Source organism: Maribacter sp. Asnod2-G09, assembly GCF_045063795.1.
GTDB lineage: Bacteria > Bacteroidota > Bacteroidia > Flavobacteriales > Flavobacteriaceae > Maribacter.
Genome location: NZ_JBEFOA010000005.1, coordinates 1,014,469 through 1,036,911, shown reverse-complemented (window position 1 = coordinate 1,036,911; position 22,443 = coordinate 1,014,469). Strand labels below are relative to the sequence as shown.

6 protein-coding genes and 1 tRNA gene are annotated in these 22,443 nt (G+C 37.4%); 5 read left to right on the top strand and 2 right to left on the bottom strand.

Annotation, left to right across the window (positions count from 1 at the left end; translation table 11 throughout):
- The first annotated feature begins 511 nt into the window (after positions 1-511).
- From ACJJVT_RS16440 to ACJJVT_RS16425, 4 genes are all read left to right on the top strand, one after another.
- Positions 512-17,872 carry a T9SS type B sorting domain-containing protein gene (locus ACJJVT_RS16440; RefSeq protein WP_405400139.1) on the top strand — a complete coding sequence of 5,787 codons (17,361 nt, stop codon included), beginning with the start codon at positions 512-514 and terminating at the stop codon, positions 17,870-17,872.
- Positions 17,873-17,892: 20 nt separating this feature from the next.
- Entirely contained in the window at positions 17,893-18,840 is a 948-nt protein-coding gene (locus ACJJVT_RS16435) for a type IX secretion system membrane protein PorP/SprF (protein WP_405401051.1), read from the top strand.
- A gap of 44 nt (positions 18,841-18,884) precedes the next feature.
- Positions 18,885-19,256, top strand: a complete 372-nt coding sequence (gene folB / locus ACJJVT_RS16430; RefSeq protein ID WP_073241426.1) for a dihydroneopterin aldolase — start codon at positions 18,885-18,887, stop codon at positions 19,254-19,256.
- An 88-nt stretch (positions 19,257-19,344) separates the two neighbouring features.
- Positions 19,345-19,418: transfer RNA gene (locus ACJJVT_RS16425), tRNA-Cys, on the top strand.
- A gap of 85 nt (positions 19,419-19,503) precedes the next feature.
- On the opposite strand, the gene ACJJVT_RS16420 is transcribed toward ACJJVT_RS16425, so the two are convergent.
- Together ACJJVT_RS16420 and ACJJVT_RS16415 are read right to left on the bottom strand one after the other, a co-directional pair.
- Positions 19,504-19,917, bottom strand: coding sequence for a DoxX family protein (locus ACJJVT_RS16420; RefSeq protein ID WP_405400137.1), 414 nt, complete (start codon positions 19,915-19,917; stop codon positions 19,504-19,506).
- 6 nt (positions 19,918-19,923) lie between these two features.
- Complete coding sequence (locus ACJJVT_RS16415) at positions 19,924-21,084, bottom strand: ATP-binding protein (RefSeq protein ID WP_405400136.1); 1,161 nt, start codon at positions 21,082-21,084, stop codon at positions 19,924-19,926.
- Between the two features lie 124 nt (positions 21,085-21,208).
- Between ACJJVT_RS16415 and ACJJVT_RS16410 the strand changes: the two genes are divergently transcribed.
- Positions 21,209-22,399 (top strand): phosphoglycerate kinase, encoded by a 1,191-nt coding sequence (locus tag ACJJVT_RS16410; RefSeq protein ID WP_405400135.1) that lies wholly within the window; start codon positions 21,209-21,211, stop codon positions 22,397-22,399.
- The last annotated feature ends 44 nt before the right edge of the window (positions 22,400-22,443 follow it).

Genomic DNA, 22,443 nt, shown 5'->3' with positions numbered 1-22,443 from the left:
ATAAAACTCAATCATCTTTATTAATACAATTATTCTTATTTCTACTTCTTTTATATATCCACCTTAAGAATGTGTCGTAGTAAATTTGAGGCGTTTTTTAAGAAAGAATTGACTTCAAAACTCTCATTTTTTAATAGTATTATCTCAATTTTTTTTCCGCTTAAAATCGAATTTCCTCTATCAAATACTGGGCCCTTCTAATATAATAATTGCCACTTTAGAATTCAAAAACTGGTAGGTTTTTCGAGAGTTTTCACAACTAATTTTTGCCTAATTATTAAAAAAAACAAAACATTAAAGTTACGCTAGTGGGTACTTAATCGTTGAAATACACTCTTTTCTCAAAATCACAAACCCATTCTATTTGCTGTTTCACAACAGAAATGCTCGTTACTACAACAATTAATTCTTAACCCAACCAGTATGGATAATATTTGTTAATGGAGAATTCCCCTGTTGAACGATGCGAAATGGATATCGAATGAATGGAAGGCTTCAACAAATTTACAAAATGACCAGACTGACTCAATTTTTAGATTTTACCAAACACATTTCTCTTATGGGAAAACATTACTCAAAATGTTTATTTTTCATTTTATTTTTAGCGCTAGGTTTACAAACTGCCTCTTCTCAAATTGGCAAGGATTTTTCGCCACGTTATGAGGCAGATATTCGTGGAGATATTACTTTCATTGCGAATAATATTGTGAACAGGCGGAATGCTGCAAGTGCGCGTTGGGAATGGGTATGGAGAAATGGTAGATGGAGAGTAGAGTGGGTCACTAGACCTGCAACTACACCTAATGACCCTTACAATGATAACAATCCTGATACATCTACATCAAATGATAATTTTGATATTCGTTACATAGATGTTGATAATGACCCTTCAACTTTTAGTTCAAGTAGTGCTACATTAACAGTACCCGATATTGATTGTGCAATTGTACGGTATGCCGGGTTATATTGGGCTGCGGTATATACAGAATCAGATAGATCTAATCTAGGAAATATAAAATTTAAGTTGCCAGGCGGTGCTTATCAAGATATTGTTGGAGAAGAAATTTTTGATGGTATTACTGATGCTCGATTTAGTAGTTATACACCATATGCTTATTATAAAGACGTTACTTCAATGGTAGCTGAATTGGCTGATCCTAATGGGGAATACTTTGCAGCAAATATTATTGCAGATAATACGGATTTTGTTAGAGGAGGTATCTCTGGTGGTTGGAAAATGGTGGTAGTTTATGAAAACCCGAATTTACCCAATGATAAGTATATTACTACTTTTGATGGGTATGCTGGTATTGCTTCTGGCGAAACCTTAGATATTCCTGTATCTGGTTTTACGACATTACCCGCTCCTTTCCCGGTTAGGGCCAACATGGGTGTTGCTGCATTAGAAGGTGATAACGCATTAGAAGGAGACGCATTACAAATAAATGCTAATGGTACTTTTACTACCCTAATAAATGATACAGGTGATGACGATAACTTTTTTAATTCAAGTATAACCATAGGCAGCAATCCGGTCTTAGATAGAAACCCTAATAGTTTAAACACCCTTGGCTGGGATGTGGATTATTTTAATATACCCAATGGTACTGACAATAGTATTATTCCTAACGATGCTACAAGTGCTATTTTAAGAGCGAGTTCTTCTCAAGATAAATATGATATCTTTTTTGCGTCTTTTGATGTTGACATAATTGCACCTGATATTGTTTTAAAGAAAGTGGTAAGAGAGCATGGTAGTGATTATGGTGATGACAGCGGTATTATTACTGGGCAAGGTGTAAATTTAGGGCAAATAATAGATTATGAGCTTAACTTTCATAATATAGGTAATGATGATGGTACAGGGTATACTATTAGAGATATTTTACCAATAAATGTTGGCCCTCAAGGTAATCGTAGTTTTTTCAATGATTCAGATTTTACATTTCCAGCACCTATTTGTGAAGGTACTCCAAGAACTTGTCATGAAATTACGTATACCTATACCCCAGACACTAGAGAAATTGTTTTTCATATACCAGATGTTTATGTTAATGAAAAAGACCCAGATTATTCTATATTTTTTACAGTACAAGTAGCAGAAGACTGTTTTGATTTCATTGATGCGTGTTCAGATAAAATTGAAAATTTAGCATATGGTACTTATAGAGGTGTGCAAAATTCTGCACAAGTTACTGATGACCCAAGTGTTTCTGATTTTACGGCTTGTGGATTTACGGTACCTGGTGCAACCAATTTTCTGTTGGATGATCTTGCTGCCTGTAACTTCGCAAGAACTACAGAACTTTGTGGTTTAGACACTGAATTAAACGCAGGTAATGGTTTTGATTCTTATGTGTGGTATCGTGATGTAGATAATGATGGTGAACTCAATACCGCTATAGATGTTGAAATAAATGATGGTGATCCTGATAATGATCCAAGTACCATTACGGTTGCTGAAGTAGGCACCTATATCGTAGACAAAATTGTTGCAGATCCATGTAAAGGATTTAAAGAAATTATTACGGTAGTACCATTTGGTTCTGGGGCAACTCCTAATCCTGTGACTGAATATTTCAACGAGGTCAATAATGATACTGACCCTAATAATGACATTCCTGGCGAAATTGTCAATTGCGTCGATGGCACTGAACTTCCAAAAATATTTCTTTGTGGTATTAATGATACACAACCATTAATAGTAAATATTGTAGATGCAGACAGTGTTACCTGGGAACTTTTAGATGAAGGTAGCTGTGGTGCAAATGCTGAAGCGGGTGAAGATTGTGCAAATAGAGCACTTACATGTACCTGGTCAGAAGTTGGTACAGGAAGTAATTATACCTTGAATGCACCAGGTGAATATAGGTTGTCGGTAATTTACGACAATGGTTGTATAAGTCGTTTTTATTTCAAAGCTTTTCAAAATACCGTTGATTTTGGTGAGCCTACTACTAGGGATATCGTTTGTGATACTGATGGTAATATAACAATACCTGCTAGTAATGGATATGCTTTTCAGCTGGTTGATGCTTTAACAAATAATATTATAGTACCATTTAGTGCAAATAACGGTTCTAGTTTTGATTTTGGACCTGGCGAAAGTGGTTCTTTTAGAGTTGAATATACACCAACGGATACTAATGGTGATCCAATTGCAAATGCATGTGTATACTCTACTGATGCCATTGCTATTCGTGAACGTGTTATTAGTTATGAAGTTTCCGCTACACCTGAGACCTGTGTTAACATGGGTACAATTAATCTGCAAATTACCAATGCAGATCCACCTTATTCTTTTGAGATTAGATTAAATGATGGAACCAATGGAGGATTGGGAACTATCGTAGATAGCCAAGATGGAGAAAGTGATAATAATATTACATTTAGAGATGTAAGTGCTGGTGATTATATTGCCTATATTTCTACTGATGATGGTTGTTCACATAGACAAGAAATAACTGTTTTAGATGAAAATGATTTAGAATTAACCGCAAGTGTTACGCAACATATTACTTGTGAAGATGGTATCATTTCTATGAATGCCAGTGGTGGTGAGCCTGACTATACCTATGCAATATGGAGTTATGTAGATGATAGCGGTACAACGGTTACCTCATATGCAGATTATTCTGACATACCAGCAACTAACTTTCGTAATAATCCTGAAATTAGTGTTTCTGGACCAGGTGAATATATATTCCTAGTTTTAGATGAAAGAGGTTGTCATGTAGAATCTAATACAGTAACAATAGAATTTCACCCAACTGCAGATTTCGACCCAACAACGGTTACAGATGTGCTTTGTTTTGGCGAAACTACGGGTAGAATTCAATTTAATGTCGCAAGCGCAAATGGATATACTTTGGCATTCGCTCTATTTGATGGCACAAATCAACCATTGACGGACAATAGTACTGGTAGTTTTCCAAACCTTGCCGCAGGTAATTATAGGGTTGAAATTTCTCAGACAAGAGGCACAGCTACTTGTTTATCAGAAGAGACATTTACAATCAATGCACCAACTGCTGCAATTAGTGGCGAAGCTGTTTTGGTTCAAGATTATACCTGTTTACAAGAAGGTATAATTGAAGCACAAAATGTGGCTGGTGGTACCGCACCGTATTCATATAGTATTGATGGAATTAACTTTATTCCCGATACAACAGCAAACGCAAATCGCTTTGAAAATCTTACAGATGGTACTTATACCATTACCATAAGAGATGCTAGCAACTGTACTTTTGTTACAAACCAAATAGTAATTGACAGACCAAATCCACCAACGGATTTAACCATAACGGAGTCTCAAATTACATGTCCAACTGGAACATCTAATTTAACGGTAAACGCAATTAATGGTGCTGCACCATATGTATATACAATTACAACACCTTCTGCTCTTAGCCCAACAAGCACTTCAGGAAATGAAGCTGTTTTTGAAGGTTTGGCACCTGACACCTACACGGTAAGAGTTACAGATGCCGATGGTTGTTTTTATGAAGAAAATTATACGATAAATGCGATTAACCCAATATCGGCTAGTGGGCAAACTACACAACCAATTAGTTGTTTTGGAGCTGCAGATGGGGTTATTCGTTTTAATGTTAACTTCCAAGGGGGTCAAAACTTTACATATACAATTACAGGTCCTGCAGGAGTTGAAAGAACTGGTGGTACCGAAGCTTTAATTGATAATATCGACAATTTAGCTGCTGGTATTTATACAATAGAAATTGTAGACACGGATACCAATTGTACATATACTGCTACTCACGAATTAGAAGGTCCGGCTTCGGCATTGACAATTTCTAGTTTAATAGAAACACAACCTAGTTGTACATCAGCAGGTAGTGTAAGTGTTCTTGCTACAGGCGGATGGGGAAGTTATGTTTATGAACTTAATAATCCTGATGCTACTGTATTTGGTTCTAATACTACAGGCGCTTTTAATGGATTATCTCAATCAGGAACTTATAATGGTACAATTACCGATGCTAACAATTGTAGCATTCCTTTTACTTTCGATTTAGATCCTGCAACGGCACCAGTTTTAGTAATTACACCAAATCAAGATTGTTTTGATGCTGCTGTATTATTGACATTGACAGCTAGTGTTTCTTCTGGTGGAGATGGAACTTTTGAATATAGCTTGAATGGTGGTGCTTTTAGTAGTACCAATATATTCTCTGGACTTGCAGCGGGTACATATACTATCGATGTTAGAGATGGCAATAATTGTACAGGTACAGAAAGTATTACTGTAAATCCAGCTTTAACGGTAACTGCAAGTGCAAGTAACATTACTGCTTGTGGTACTGAAACCGATATTACTATTAGTGGTGCTGGTGGAGATGGTAATTATGTATATGCTGTAGTAGCTGACGGAATTACACCAACCGCGGGTGATTTCGACCCAAGCAATACAGTAACGGTTACTGGAACAGGTGATTATGATGTATACGTAAGGGATAATAGCGGAAACGCAGATTTTTGTGAAACAGTTTATGATATTAATATAGGCCAAGATGCTCCAGTTGCTGCAACACCAACCGTTGTAGATGTAACTTGTTTTGGCGGAAATAATGGTAGTATATCCTTAGCCTCAAGTGGCGGCGAAGCTCCTTATAGGTATAGTATTGATGGTGGCAGTTTTGGCACCGTAAGTTCATTTAATAATCTTACCGCAGGTACATATAATGTTAGCGTAAGAGATGTAAATAATTGTGAAGTTATTTTATCTGTAGATGTAGATGAGTTACCTGAAATAATAGCAGAAAGCGTACAAACAGAAGCGTATACTTGTAATCAATTAGCAGAAATTACTGTTGGTAGCGTAACACCTACAACGGGTGGTTCTGGTTCTTATCAATATAGCTTAAACGGTGGCGTTTGGACGGCGGCTACGGCTGGCGGTACAGTTTTTACCGATTTAACGGATAATACGTATCAGGTTCAGGTTAGAGATGCAAACAATATTAATTGTGTTGTAAATCTTCCAGAAATTATAATCGCTCCATTACCAACAGTACCATCTTTGAGTAGCAGTGTTGATTATAGTTGTGATGGAACAGGGATAATTACAATTCTTCCAAACGATGCAGCGTATACCTATAGCATTGATGGTAATACTCCTCAAATAGGTGATAATGTATTTAATAATGTTTTAGTTGGTCAGCATACTATTACCGTAGATTATGGTAGTGATTGTACCACAGATATTACGGTTACCGTTGAAGACGGAAATGCTATTGAAGCGTCTTTGCTTTCTTCTAAAGATTTGGATTGTAATGCAGATAATTCTGGTTCTATAACTTTTGAAGTTGACAACTACGGAACAAGCGGATTCGAGTATAGCTTAGATAATTTTGCTAGTATTTTGGGAAGTACTACGGTATCTCCACAAACCATATCTGGACTTGCAGCTGGTAGTTATAGAGTTTATGTTAGAGAAGCAGGTAGTTCTTTGCCAGGTTGTATCACATTTTTCGATGAAATTATTGAAGAGCCAACATTGGTTGTTGCCGATGCAGATCTTACACAAGATTTTACATGTAACAATGGTGGCGCAGAAATTACGGCTAGTGCAACTGGTGGTACTCCTGGTTATGAGTATCAATTAGAAGAAGATACTCTTGGAATTGTAACTACATACCAATCAGATACTGTTTTTAACGGATTGCCCGCTGGTACGTATTACGTTCGTGCTAGAGATACAAATGGTTGTATAGATGTAAGCGATACTCCAATTGTAGTTACAGCACCAGAAACACCAATTTTCACTTTACAGGAAACAACGTGTTACAGTGGTAGTAATGATGCAACTATTGTGGTAGATGTTACTGCAGGAAATGGTGATTACCAATTTAGAATCAATGGTGGTTCTTATGTTACTCCGGTTCCAATAGATGCTACAACGTATACTTTCACGGGACTTTCAAATGGTACTTATACTATAGAAGTAACAGATGCATTTGGTTGTGATGCTACGGCTCAAACCATAACTATCGAACAACAAGTAACGGTTAGTGCAAGTGCTAGTACAATTACAGCTTGTGGTACCGATAGTGAAATAAATATTACCGCTGCAGGTGGTGATGGTAATTATGTATATGCGGTAGTTGCCAATGGAGTTACTCCAACAGTTGGCGATTATGCAACAACGAATCCGGTTACCGTTTCTGGTTCTGGAGATTACGATGTTTATGTTTTAGACAATAATGGAGGCGCAGATGCGTGTCCTGCGATGTATGATATTTCTATTGCTCAAGATGCTCCTGTAGCCGCAACAGAAACTGTTGTAGATGTTACTTGTTTTGGTGGAAATAATGGTAGTATCTCTTTAGCCCCAAGTGGTGGTGAGGCACCTTATACGTATAGTATCAATAGTGGTACTTTCGGTACGGAAAGTTCTTTTAATAACCTTACCGCAGGTACTTATGATGTTCGAGTTAGAGATGTAAACGATTGTGAAATTACTTTATCTGTTGATGTAGATGAGTTACCCGAAATAGTAGCAGAAAGTGCACAGACAGAAGATTATACTTGTAATCAATTAGCAGAGATCACCGTTGGTGGTATAACCCCTACAACCGGTGGTTCTGGTTCTTATCAATATAGCTTAAATGGTGGTACTTGGACAGCCGCAACTACTGGCGGAACAGTTTTCACCGACTTGTCTGATGGTACATTTACCGTTCAAGTAAGAGATGCAAATAATATTGCATGTATAATAAGCCTTCCAAATATCATTATTGCTCCTTTACCAACGGCTCCTTCTTTAACAAGTAGTGTTGATTACAGTTGTGATGGAACAGGAATAATTACAATACTTCCAAATGATGCATCGTATGCATACAGCATTGATGGTAATACGCCTCAAATTGGTAACAATGTATTTAATAACGTAGCAGTTGGTCAACATACTGTTACTGTAGATTATGGTAGTGATTGTACTACGGATATTATTGTAGATGTTCAAGATGGTAATGCTTTTGAAGCTGCAATTTTATCTCATGAAGATTTAGATTGTAATGCCGATAATTCTGGCACCATAACTTTTGAAGTTGAGAATTTTGGAGCAGGTGGTTATGAGTATAGCTATGATAGTGCTTTTGCAACTATTGAAGGTAGCGATACAGATGCAATACACCAAATAACAGGTTTAGCTGCTGGTACTTATACTTTCTATGTTAGAGATGTTGACAACCCAATTACCGGTTGTACAGAAATATTGACTCAAATTATTAATGAGCCTGCAGTTTTAGCGGTTTCTAATACGGCAACACAACCTACATGTATAGATGATGGTGCTGTAGATATTACGGTTACAGGTGGTACTGCTGCATATTCTTATGTAATTCAATTACCAGACGCTTCGTTAACACCAGCACAAAACACAGGAATATTTACTGGTCTTGATCAAATAGGTTTACATACTATAACTGTTACCGATGCAAACGGATGTACGGATACGGATACTTTTACATTAACAGCACCTGTTGCGCCGGTAGCAAGTATTTTACCAAGTTCTGATGTGTGTTTTGATTCTTCTGTTTCAGGTTCTGCAACTATTGAAGTTGGTGCAACTGGTGGTGTGGCTCCTTATAGCTACAGGTTAGGTACGGGTACATTTGTAACTGATAATACGTTTGCAAGCCTTACACCAGGTAGTTACACTTTTGAAATTAGAGATGCTAACGGTTGTACAGATACCGTAGCATTTGATATTGAACCACAACTAACCACAATACTTACGTTAAATAAAGACTTAGATTGTACGGTATCACCAGAGGCAATTATGAATTTAGTAGCCAATGGTGGGTATGCTCCTTACACCTATGAATTAGATGTTAATGGTGGTGGCTATGCTGCTTTTGCAGGAACATTCCCGTATTCAACTTCAACAGTTGGTACCTATAGATTTAGAGTAACAGATAACCAAGGTTGTACAGCTGTTTCTAATTTGGTTACGGTTACCGCAACGGTAAATCCTGTTGCAACGGAAACAATTACCAATCCTACTTGTTTTGGTGACACTAACGGCATTGTTGAAGTTAACGTTGATCCTAATTTTGGGTCATCACCATATGAAATTAGTTTTGATGGTAGTGCTTTTACAAGCCAAAGAGTATACACAGGTTTAGCTGCAGGTACATATAATTATATTGTTAGGGATTCTAAAGAATGTATTTATAATGGCAGCGCAACTGTTGTTGACCCAGTATTATTCGATGCAAATGTGGTTGCTACCGATGTTAGTTGTGGAGGTGTTGGCGTTGGTGATGTGCCGGGTAGTATTGAAATTACTATTACAAGTGGTGGTGCACCTAATTTTACATATACACTTTACGATAACCTTAATAACCTTGCAACAACGACTAGTACCAACCCAGTCGTAAATACGACTGCTACCGTAGTTAATTTTGGCGGTCTGGCATTTGGTGATTATTATGTTCGTGTGTTAGATGCTAACGGTTGTGAATACTATGAAAACCCTGTAAGAGTTCTTTCTAACCCTAACTTATCTGTAGATGCTGTTATACCTGCGGTTAGTTGTGTAACCGGTGGTACAGTTGAACTTTTGGCAAGTGGTGGTTCGGGTAATTATGATTTCACCATATATGGTGCGGGAACTATTCCTAACTCAGAGGCTGCAGGTGCTAATCCAGATGAGGAAGTAGCAACCTATGAGAACCTTAATCCTGGTCAATCGTATGTTTTCCAAGTTTTTGATACAGGTACAAACTGTTCTAGTTTCGTTGAGGTAGATATTCCTAATTTATCAGCAATCGATGTAGTACCAACTCCAATAGTAACCGATGTTGCTTGTTTTGGTGATACAAATGGGTCAATTGCTTTCGAGTTTATAGATTATGACCCTAATGTAACTACTATAAATTATGAATTAAGAGAAAGTATAAGCAACACACCATTAGGTGGTGCATATTCAGGTAGTGTTACAGGTCCAATCGGTCCTGGTCCAACAGCTACGGAAACAATTTCGAATATTCCTCCAGGTGATTATGTATTATTCTTCAAAGAGGCAGCTACTCCTGAGTGTACAAATACTTTTGAGTTCAGAATTTTAGAACCGAACCCAGTTACGTTGACTCTAGCAGACCAAAATAATGGCTACTGTTCAGAAGACGCTAACGTAACTGTTGTTGCAGGTGGTGGTAATGGATCTTACACATATGCCTATGTTGAAGACGGAGTTATTCCGGTAGCTGGCGATTATGAAACTAATAATTACAAAGAATTAGATCCTTCTGTAAATACAGATTGGGATATTTATGTAATGGACGGAAATGGTTGTTCAACAGCTTTACCTATAGATGTTACTATTGCAGATGATCCAACTCCAGATATTTCTGGATTGGTAATCAACCAATGTACTGCAGATGAGGGTGACTTTATAATAGAAATTACGTTAGACGGCGAAGGGTCGCAACCATACACACTTAGTGTAAACAGTGGTTCATACCAGTCTTCTACGTTAACTACTGCGGGTACTACACATCAATTTACTGATCTAAGTTCTGGTAATTATACTGTTCAGGTTCGTGATTTTAACGGATGTGGAAACACAGCAAACATTGAAATTTTCACTCCTGTTTCTATTTCTGCTGAGGTTGTTGCACAACCATCATGTGCAGAAGGTGACGGTGAAATCTTAATAAAAGGCTTTGGCGGCTCTACAAATTACGAATATGAATTATTTGAAGGTGGTGTAAGTGTAAACGGAGCGCCACAACCATTGGCTAGCTTTACAGGTTTGGATTCTGGTACCTATACTGCTTTTGTATATGATACTACACTAAGCGGATGTAGTGCTCAAACCACTATAGAACTTGAATTGGCTACACCTGTATTATTTACTACGGTGATGACAGATGTTACTTGTTTTGGTGATTCTGATGGTACTATTGTTGCAACGTTAGATGCATCAATGGATAACCCTGTTTATGGATATCAATTATATATTAGAACAGCTCCATCAACATTAACTCCGGTTGGCACACCACAAACAACGGGTACATTTACAGGCTTACCTGCAGAAGATTATGTGGTAGGTGTTACTTCTGGTCGTGGGTGCGAGTTGGAAGTTGATAGTCCGGTAGGTACTCCTTTACAAATTACAAACGTGAATGCAGATGTTGTTGAATTTGGTTGTACCGTTGGTAACAATTCAAATAATGCAACGGTAACTGTAGATACGGTAGCAATAACAGGTGGTAGCAATACCTATGTTACGTATGAATTTATTGATAGTAGTTCTGCTGTTGTTCAATCTGGTACATCAAATGTGTTAACGGTTACAGACAGAACAGGCGAAACATATACAATTAATGTGTATGATGATAATGGTTGTTCAGGTAGCACCACGGCTACGGTATTGCCTTATGATGAATTAACAGGAGCTACGGCAGATGTAACAACAACAGTTACTTGTGCGCCAGGTAGTGACGGAGTAATTACGGTTACGGCAACGTCTTCTGCTAGTGATGCTACTAAATATGAATATAGTATCGATAACGGTTCAACTTATGTTCCTACCAATGTGTTCGGCGGATTATCTGCAGGAAACTATAACTTCTTAATAAGACATACAGATACGGATTGTATCATAACAGCTTCAGCTATTATTGAGGAACCAAATACATTTACAATCGATGTTGTTAAGACAAGTGATGTAATTTGTTTTGGAACGGATACTGGCGAAGTTACTTTTGAATTAGTTGACGCTACATATAACACAGGATTCGATTGGGAAATTTTCCGTACCGATAATACTTCTGTCGTTAGTGGTTCAGAAGCCGCAAACGGTCCTACACCAATAATTAACTTAGGTGTTGGCGAATACTATGTTTCTATTTCACAAACAGACAATCCGTATTGTACCGATGTTGAATTTTTCAATATTGCAGGTCCTGATGCTGATATTACAGGAAATACTGTAGTAACAGATATTACTTGTGCTTTAGGTGATGGTTCAATAACGATTACTGACGTAGTTGGTGGTTGGGGTGGCTATACATACTATGTAGGTGTAGGTATTCCTGCAACTGTAGATTTCGTGGCAGGTGCTACTTTCGATTCGCTTACAGCTGGTACTTACCAAGCATGGGCTCGTGACGCTGAAGGTTGTGAAAAATTAATTCAAGATAATATTGTTTTGGAAGTTCCTGAGGATATTAATGCCGATTTACTTGTTACTCAAGAGAACTGTACCAATTTACAGGGAGAATTAACGGTTAGCAATGTAGTTGGCGGACAAGGAAGTAACTATACCTACCAATTAAGATTAAACGGTACAGATTTCCGTGCACCACAAAACACGCTAGTTTTCTCTGGTCTTGGTGCTGGTGAATATGATGTAATTGTTTCAGATCAGTGGGGTTGTGCATTTACTACTACTTCTAGATTCTTGTATGAGCAGTTGAGCGCTACTACTTCGGTAGATAAAGCAATTGACTGTACAAGTATACCAGGTGGTACAATTACAATCAACGTAACTGGTGGTTCTACAAACCTTGAGTTTATAATGACGCCTCCAGCTGGTGCTGCAGTAACTCAGTTGAATGACCCAACATTTACAGGTTTGGTTGATGCTGGTACATATAGTTTCTTAGTAAGAGATTTAGATACTACAAATCCTGTTTGTGAGTACCCTGTAACGCAAGAGTTAGCTCCTGCCATTCAGCCAGTATTTACAGATTCTCATATAGATATAACTTGTTTTGGATCTAATGATGGTTCAATTACATTGACACAAGTGGAAAACGGAGTAAACCCGTTAACGTTTACCATATCTCCTGTAGCAGGAACATTTAACCCAAGCAACAATACGTTTGAGGGTTTACCTCCAAATACCTATGTTGTGACTGCAACAGGAACCAATGGTTGTAGTACGGTTTCTGGTAACATTGTAATTGATGAACCTGCATTAATTTCGAATATCAATACTTCGGTTGTAGAATTCGGTTGTACTGTAGGTAATAATCCTAACAACGCTACAATTACAGTTGACGAGGCTGCCATAACCGGCGGTAGCGGTAACTATGTAATCTATGAGTTTGTAGATAGTAGTTCTGCCGTTGTCCAATCTGGTGGGTCTAACGTTTTAAACGTTTCAAATAGAGCAGGAGATACTTATACTATTAATGTGTATGATGATAAAGGATGTGCTGGTAGCACAACTGAAACCATACTTCCTTTTGATGAGATTACTAATGCAGTTGCAAATGTTTCCAATACGGTTACTTGTAATCCAATTAGTGATGGAGAATTAACAGTCGTCGTAACTTCAACCTTAGGTGATGCTACTAAATTTGAGTATAGTATTGATAATGGTGTAAACTACCAATCAATGAACGTTTTCGGCGGATTATCTGCGGGATCGTATACGATTCTAACAAGGCATTTAGATACAGGGTGTATCGTTTCTGCGACGCAAACTCTCGTAGAGCCAAATACATTTACCATTGATATTGTAAAAACAAGTGATGTTATTTGTTATGGCACTGCAACGGGCGCAGTTAACTTTGAATTAGTTGATGCAACATACCCTGGCGGATTTACTTGGACTATTTATGACACTGAAGGGACACTGGCAAATACCGGCGATGATACCATTGTTATTTCTGGTACAGAGGCAACAACAAATGGACCTACAGCGGACATTAGCTTAGAAGCGGGTAATTACTATGTTTTAATTAGACAAGATAATAGCCCAGACTGTAGAAAGACAGAGGCATTCACTATAAAAGGACCTACAGCTGAAATCAGCGGATCAACAGTAGTAACAGATATTACTTGTGCTTTAGGCGATGGTTCAATAACGATTACTGACGTAGTTGGTGGTTGGGGTGGCTATACATACTATGTAGGTGTGGGAGTTCCTGCAACTGTAGATTTCGTGGCAGGTGCTACTTTTAATTCGCTTTCGGCCGGAACATATCAAGCTTGGGTTCGTGACGCTGAAGGTTGTGAGCGATTAATTCAAGATAACATTGTTTTGGATGTTCCAGACCCAATAGCGGCAATATTAGAAGTAAACATAGAGAACTGCACAAACTTACAAGGAGAAATTGAAGTGAGTATGCCTACTGGCGGACAAGGAAGTAACTATACATACCAATTAAGATTAAACGGTACTGATTTCCGTGCACCACAAAACACGAGAGTATTCACAGGTCTTGGTGCTGGTAGTTATGACGTAACGATTATAGACCAATGGGGTTGTCCTTTTACAACCAATGCGGTGGTGCTTTATGAGCAAATGGATGTTTCTACGACAGTAGATAAGTCTATTGATTGTTCATCAATACCAGGAGGTGAAATCACCGTAAATGTTAATGGTGGTTCCACAAACCTTGAGTTTGAAATGACAACTCCATCTGGTAGTGTTGTAACGCAAACAACAGGAGTATTTACAAACTTAACTGAGGAAGGGACATACACTTTTGTGGTTAGTGATTTAGATACGACAAACCCTGTTTGTGAAAGAACAGTAACTCAGACATTAGATGCGCCGGTTGATCCAGTGTTATTAGATGCAACTATTGTAAACGTAAGTTGTTTCGGTGGTTCAGATGGTAGTATTAGCGCTAACATTGACCCGGCAACGAATACGAATCCTGAGTATGAATATGAATTATATGATATTGCTGATTTGGTTACTCCGATTGCATCTCAAACAAATCCTTTATTTACAGGATTAACAGAAGGTGATTACCAAGTAAGAGTAATTTCTAGTAGAGGTTGTGAAGACATCAAGAATGAAACTATCACAGAACCATTAGAATTAACGGTTAGTGCAGTGGCAACAGCGTTTAACTGTTCAGCAGATAATAGTGTTAATACCGCAACAATAACGGCAACTGCTGGCGCTGGAACAGGTACCGCTCCGTATTTATACAGTATTGATAATGTTATTTTCCAAGCACAGAATACATTTAATGTTTCAGACACAGGAAGTGCACAAACTATTGATGTATATGTAAAAGATGCCAAAGGTTGTACTACGTTTGATACGGTTACAATTCAACCTATTAACACGTTCACAGCTTCAATTGCTCAAGATGTAGCTATTAATTGTACTGTTGATGAAACAATAACAATCACCGTTGCCGATAATGGCTTGGCACATAACTATGGTTATGAGTTGTTACCAATTGGTAATACAACGGCAACATTAGTAAGCTCTACCGCAACTTCTGCTACGTACGATTTAACTACTGTAGGCTCTTATGTATTTAGAGTTACAGATTTAGATACGGGTTGTTATGTAAATACAGCTAGTTATACGGTAGCACCTTTTGATTTCATTACGGCAACAGCTACACCTGTATCAGAGGTTACATGTTTTGGTGATGCTAACGGAAGTTTGGAAATTGATATCGATGGCTATACTGGTAATTACACTTATGAAGTGTTTACTGCAGCAGGTGCATCTGTTATTTCTGCTACAGCATCAGATACTAGTGTTAATCCAAGAACGATTACAGGATTATCTGGCGGTAGCTATTATGTTACCATTACAGAAACCGATGTTCCTTTATGTTCAGAAGACACGAATATGGTGACTATTATATCTCCGGATATAGCGTTAAGCGGAACTGTTACTCCTTTGGCTGAAGCGACTTGTACTGATGACCAAGGTGTGATTAGAGTAGAGGTTGAAGGCGGATATAGGCTTTATGATATTGTATTAACAAATACGACAACTGGTGACGTGTTTACAATGGATGATGTTAATGAAGGAATATTTACTGATTTAGCTTCAGGCGCCTACACCATAAGTATTACCGATGATGCCGGATGTGTAGTAAACTATACAGAAACATTGGCAGCAGCGACGCCAATAGTGGCAAATGCAACTCCGCTTGTAACAGACTTAGCTTGTTACGGTGATACTGGAGCCGTAGTTACTGCAAATGTAACAGGTGGCGGTAGCGGTACGTATAGCTATCAGTTGAACTATTATGATGAAACTGGTACTACGATTACAACTACAACGGGAGCACAAACGAATCCTAATTTTAATGATTTAGGTGCAGGTTTCTATAGTATTACTGTAGTTGACGGATGGAACTGTGATACCACAACGAATACTGTTGAGGTAAGAGAACCAACCGAAGTACAGGCTAGCTTAATTAGAACCGACGCATTAACATGTGCACAAGGTGCAGAATTTGAACTTACCGCATCAGGTGGTAGTGGTTCATACGAGTATAGTGTTGACAACATCAACTTCTTACCAATGACAGGCAATGTAGTTTACTTGCCAGAAACTGGTACATATCAAGCGGGTAGATATCAATTCTATGTGCGTGATGCAATTAACGGTTGTGCCTCTGCAATATCTAATGCAATTACTGAAAGCGAAATACCGCCATTATTGTTATTTGTTGATGATACTGCTGCAGTACTAAATTGTACTGGCGAAAGCACGGCAATCATTTATGCAACTGCTGATGGCGGATTAGGAAACTACCAATATGAATTGTTTACAGATAGTTCTTTAAGCGTAGCTTCTAGAATTGCGGGTCCACAATCGCAAGGTGTATTCAGAGATTTAAGTGCAGGTACATATTATGTAACTGTAATTAGTGATGACTGTGAAACAACACCTGAAACCGTTGTTATTGCAGAGCCAACACCATTGACATATACAGATAGCGTAATAGATATTACATGTTCTGGTGAAAATGATGGCGAGATTACGGTGACACTTTCAGGCGGAGCTGGTGGTTATCAATATGCAATTTCTCCGAACTTGAACCAGTTTTATGCTGATGGTACATTTACCGAATTGACAGCTGGTGAGTATACAATAATTGCACAAGATCAAAATGGCTGTTTCGAATACTTGACATATACTATTTCAGAGCCGTCAAGTTTAGAAGTAACTGCAGAGACAACACCAGAAATTTGTGTTGATAGTCAAGATGGTTCTATCATCCTTGAAATAACAGGTGGTACGGCACCATATAGCACGGCACTGAATTCTAATGACGATGCAGACTTTGTATTGAACAGAACAGAATTCTATGACATGGCTGCAGGTAATTACCTAATCGTAATTAAAGATGCCAATGGTTGTGATACTAACGTAGTAGTTGATATTGAAACAGGTGTAAACTTAAATGCTACTGTAGTACCAGTTTATGAATGTTCAAGTGATACACCAGACAATTTTGTGAATATAACTTTAGAAGATGATAGTGTAATCGGCGATGTGCTTTATGCGATAGATTCTGTTGATCCAGCTGCTTTTCAGTTGAATCCTGATTTTAGAAACTCGGCACCAGGTAACCATTATATTACCATTGCACACTCTAACGGTTGTTTACAAACAATTGACTTTGTAATAGAAGCATTTGAGCCATTGACACTTGTTTTGGAGCAGAATAACATGAATGAAATAACTGCTGTTGTAGAAGGTGGTCGTGAAGGCTATACTTACTACTTCGATGGTTTTGACAATGGTGATAATAATATATTCTATGTTACAAGAACAGACACCTACGAAGTTCGTGTTGTTGATGAGAACGGATGTTCTACGATTGCTAACATATTTATGGAGTTCATAGACATTGAAGTTGATAATTTCTTTACACCTAATGGCGATGGGCAGAATGATTTATGGATACCTAGAAACATTGAACAATACCCTCAAATACTAATAAAAATATTTGATCGTTATGGTAGAGTGGTTTCCGAACAAGAAGTTGATTCTGAAGGTTGGGATGGAACATACTTAGACAACGAATTGCCAACCGGAGATTACTGGTATGTAATTAAACTGAACGGCGATCGTGATGAAAGAGAATTTGTTGGACACTTTACTTTATACCGTTAAAAACTTAACCTAAAATGATGATGCGGAACAGTCTATTGACACTGGTATTATTTATAAGCGTATTCTCCCTAAGAGGGCAGGAGCTTACTATACCTCAATTATCTCAATATCTTGCCGATAACCCCTTTGTAATGTCCCCAACTTACGCAGGTATTGGTGACCATGTTAAAATAAGGCTTAATGGTCTTACACAATGGGTAGGTATTAAAGATGCACCCGATACCCAATCTCTAGCAGCAGATATGCGTGTTGGTGAAAAATCTGGTATTGGTATGGTATTATATAACGATAGTAATGGTGAAACAAAGCAACAGGGAGCTCGGTTCTCATTTGCGCACCACCTTACTTTAGACCGTTATGATGATGAGTTTTTATCATTCGGTATCTCGTATAATTTTAACCAGTTTAGAATTGATAACACAAATCCTGATTTAATTGCCGATCCAGCATATGTTGGCGATAAGGCAACAACAAATCACAACTTTGATATTGGTGCACTATATAGGTATGACAAATTTTATTTCAGTATCAATGCTTCAAATATCTTAGATAAAAATTTAAGTAATTTCAACGCCTTATACGAGCCTAATAGACTAAGAAACTATTATGTGTATACAGGTTATAGATACATGAAGAAAAGAACCAGCAAGATGGAAATTGAACCTTCTGTGTTGTTTCAATTGTTCGAGAGTGATGGGCGTTCTGTTACCGATTTAAACTTGAAATTTAGATTTTACGATTTTGAAGATTACTTCTACGCAGGTGTCAATTATCGTTTCTTGAACGATCAAATTGGTAATCCGCTTTATATCGCTCCTATCGCAGGTTTAAAGAAAAGTAATTTTTACTTCGGATACTCTTATCAAGTTATTCTTAACGAACTTCTTGGGTATAGTTCTGGTACGCATGTAATCACCTTAGGGGTAGATTTATTTCAGGGTATCAGTAATTGTCGTTGTACATATTAATTCTAGATGTAGATTGATTAAATTTGATCTCCAGAATATAAAGAATGGGTAAAGTACAATTAGAGAATATAAAAGCATATGCCCACCACGGGTGTTTGCCTCAAGAAACTAATATTGGTAGTGATTATTTGGTCAACGTTTCTGTTGATACAAATTTATTGATTGCTTCAGTTTCCGACGAGCTAAAAGATACTGTTGATTATGTTCATATCAATAAGATTGTAAAGCAAGAGATGGCAACGCCTTCTAAGTTATTGGAGCATGTCGCAAAAAGAATAATCGACCGAATTTTTATTGAACTCCCGACCGTAGATTCAGCTATGGTTTCCGTTTCTAAAATCAATCCGCCTATAAACGGTGACGTAGAAAAGGTAACGGTATCATTGAATTTACAAAGAGGACAATCTGTTCAGTAATCCATCCGAGCTTAAATAAATATAATTTCTTAGTTGTTAATGCAGCTTAAATTGGGAATAATGTTTATTTTTGCTCTCGCTAAAAAATGGCATCGTGGCCGAGTGGCTAGGCACAGCTCTGCAAAAGCTTGTACAGCGGTTCGAATCCGCTCGATGCCTCCAAGACCCTCCTACCTAGGAGGGTTTTTTGTTTCCAAAACTTTAGAATATAAATGAGTATTCAGTTACAAGTAGGTTTTACCTTCTATTAAAAATGATAGCTCTGAGCTTGTAGTAGAAATACAAGTAGAATTGTTGGTATAAAATAAACAGCTATTGTTTTAGCGCCTTCGTAATCTTTTGCTAGTCTCTGCCCGAATAGAAGCATAAGCAATGTTATACCTGATAGTATTGCTCCATATAGCGCGAAACTTGATCTTCCTGAACTAAAAATCTCATATACACCAACTACACACAGTAAACCGGCAATAACCTCGGTTATCAAAATAATACCGACCAATAAAGGGACTATATTTTTAAAAATAGTTTTTGAGAAGTGTTCTTTCAGCCAAGATATATTACCGTTCCAATCGGTTATTTTATCAAATCCGCTTTGTAAAAAGGTGATAATCAAAAATAAGAGCAACAATATTACAGTGGAATTTTTTAGTAAAATATTCATGGTGGTTTAGTTAAGTTCAGACTTTTTTCTGTGAAGGAGTCTAGTTAGTTTAATAGAAAGATCGGTAAAAATAATTTTCGAATTTCCATTTCTTTCTACATGGTAAATAGCATCTTCCAGCTCTTTGGTAATATCCAAAATGTTGTTTTCATGCACAAAAGGTGCAAATTTCTTTAATTGAAATCCTTCGGCATGTATTTTTAGATAGGCAAGTTCTTCTGCACCATAGTTAATCATGAGTGCCTGTCTCATAACCGTAATGCAGTAGCTTAGAAAGTTTTTCTGTGTTTCTCTACCGGTTTTTGCAACCTCTTCGCTCCACAACAACAATTCATGAATAGCGGCTTTATTACCTTTTGCTTTAAAAGCGGTTCGAACCCATTGTACGAACCAATTTTCGAAAACTAAATCTTCAGAGTCCTTATTTAAAAGATCAAGAGCTTTATTGTAATTACCGTTAGCTTCGTGAGCCAATAGCATTGCTTCTGGTTTACTAGCGCCTTTCTCAGTTAAGGCAGAGGCAATAGCGTCTTCTGCTAAAGGAGGAAAATGAACAACCTGACATCTAGATTTAATGGTCTGTATAATTTGCTCTTCGTCTTCACACAGTAGTAAAAAGATTGTTTTATCGGGTGGTTCTTCAATTAGCTTTAATAATTTGTTCGAAGCTGCAGTGTTCATCTTTTCTGCCATCCAAATTAACATCACCTTATAACCGCCTTCATAAGATTTTAATGATAATTTTTTTACGATATCTTGAGCTTCATCAACACCTATTTGCCCTTGCTTCTTTTCAATTTCAATGTGGCGGTACCAGTCAAAAAGATTTCCATAGGGCTGTTCTAGTATAAACTCTCGCCATTCTTTCATGTAATGGTTACTGACGGCGTGTGATTTTACCTTATCAGAATTAGAAACAGGAAAAGCAAAATGAACGTCTGGGTGGGCAAATGACTTGAACTTTAAATTGCAAGCTTCATTGCCACCACTATTTTCTCCATTTGTATTTGAACATATAATATATTGAGCATAAGCTAATGCCATAGGCAAAAGACCGCACCCCTCTGGACCAACAAATAATTGTGCATGTGGTATTCTACCGGCATCTGCACTTGATGCCAAGTGTTTTTTAATATGTGAAAGTCCTAAAATTTCATTGAATAACATAGATTCAAATATAGTTGTTTAAAGCACAACAAATTTAATGGTATTGGGTGTAAATTATCCTATTTAGCACTTTATCACAAGGCATTTAATCTTTACATTTGTTACTTAACAAAAGTAATAGCACATGAAAGTATTGAATGACTTTAATTTTGAAGATAAAAAGGCGTTAATTAGAGTGGACTTCAATGTTCCATTAAATGACAAATTTGAAGTAACTGATAACACTAGAATTCAGGCAGCTAAGCCAACAATAATAAAAGTATTGGAAGACGGTGGTAGTGCTGTACTTATGAGTCATTTGGGAAGACCAAAAGGAACACGTAATCCAGATTTATCTTTAAGTCACATTGTAGATGCTGTTTCTGATATTATCGGAGTTACCGTTAAGTTTGTAGGAGATTGTGTGGGTGAAGAAGCTGAAAAAGCGGTTGCAGAATTACAGAACGGAGAGGTACTTTTATTAGAGAACCTTAGATTTCATAGTGAAGAAGAAAAAGGTGATGAAGCTTTTGCAGAAAAGCTTTCAAAATTGGGAGATATATATGTTAATGATGCTTTTGGTACAGCCCACCGTGCACATGCATCTACTACGGTAATAGCTAAGTTTTTTCCGGGAGCTAAGTGTTTCGGTTATTTATTAGCAAAAGAAATAGAAGCTATCGATAAGGTGATGGCTACAGGTGAAAAACCGGTATTGGCAATTCTTGGTGGAGCAAAAGTTTCTTCTAAGATTACTATCATCGAAAATATTCTTGATAAAATCGATGATTTGATTATCGGTGGCGGTATGACTTATACTTTTATTAAGGCGCAAGGTGGTAAAGTAGGAGATTCTATTTGTGAAGATGACAAAATGGAACTTGCCATGGAAATTCTTAAGCAGGCTAAGGAGAAAAATGTTAATGTACACATACCAGTAGATGTTATTGCTGCAGATGCTTTTGATGCAAATGCGAATACACAAGTTGTAGATGTTGACAAAATACCAGATGGTTGGCAAGGATTGGATGCTGGACCTGATACATTACAAAACTTCAAAAAAGTGATCTTAGCTTCTAAAACAATTCTTTGGAACGGACCTATTGGTGTTTTTGAGATGGAAAAATTTGCTGCTGGTACTATTGCAGTTGGTAATTATATTGCAGAAGCTACAAAGGCAGGTTCTTTCTCATTAGTTGGTGGTGGAGATTCTGTTGCTGCAGTGAAACAATTCGGTTTTGAAAACAAAGTTAGTTATGTATCAACAGGCGGAGGTGCAATGCTAGAAAGTTTAGAAGGTAAAACATTACCAGGGATCACTGCTATATTAGACTAGTAAAGGGGTTATCGATAAACGGCATATAACGAAAATTTGTGCAT

Coding starts and splice junctions, on each gene's coding strand:
- folB (WP_073241426.1), top strand. CDS start 18,885: ATGGGTAAAGTACAATTAGAGAATATAAAAGCATATGCCCACCACGGG.
- ACJJVT_RS16440 (WP_405400139.1), top strand. CDS start 512: ATGACCAGACTGACTCAATTTTTAGATTTTACCAAACACATTTCTCTT.
- ACJJVT_RS16420 (WP_405400137.1), bottom strand. CDS start 19,917: ATGAATATTTTACTAAAAAATTCCACTGTAATATTGTTGCTCTTATTT.
- ACJJVT_RS16410 (WP_405400135.1), top strand. CDS start 21,209: ATGAAAGTATTGAATGACTTTAATTTTGAAGATAAAAAGGCGTTAATT.
- ACJJVT_RS16435 (WP_405401051.1), top strand. CDS start 17,893: ATGCGGAACAGTCTATTGACACTGGTATTATTTATAAGCGTATTCTCC.
- ACJJVT_RS16415 (WP_405400136.1), bottom strand. CDS start 21,084: ATGTTATTCAATGAAATTTTAGGACTTTCACATATTAAAAAACACTTG.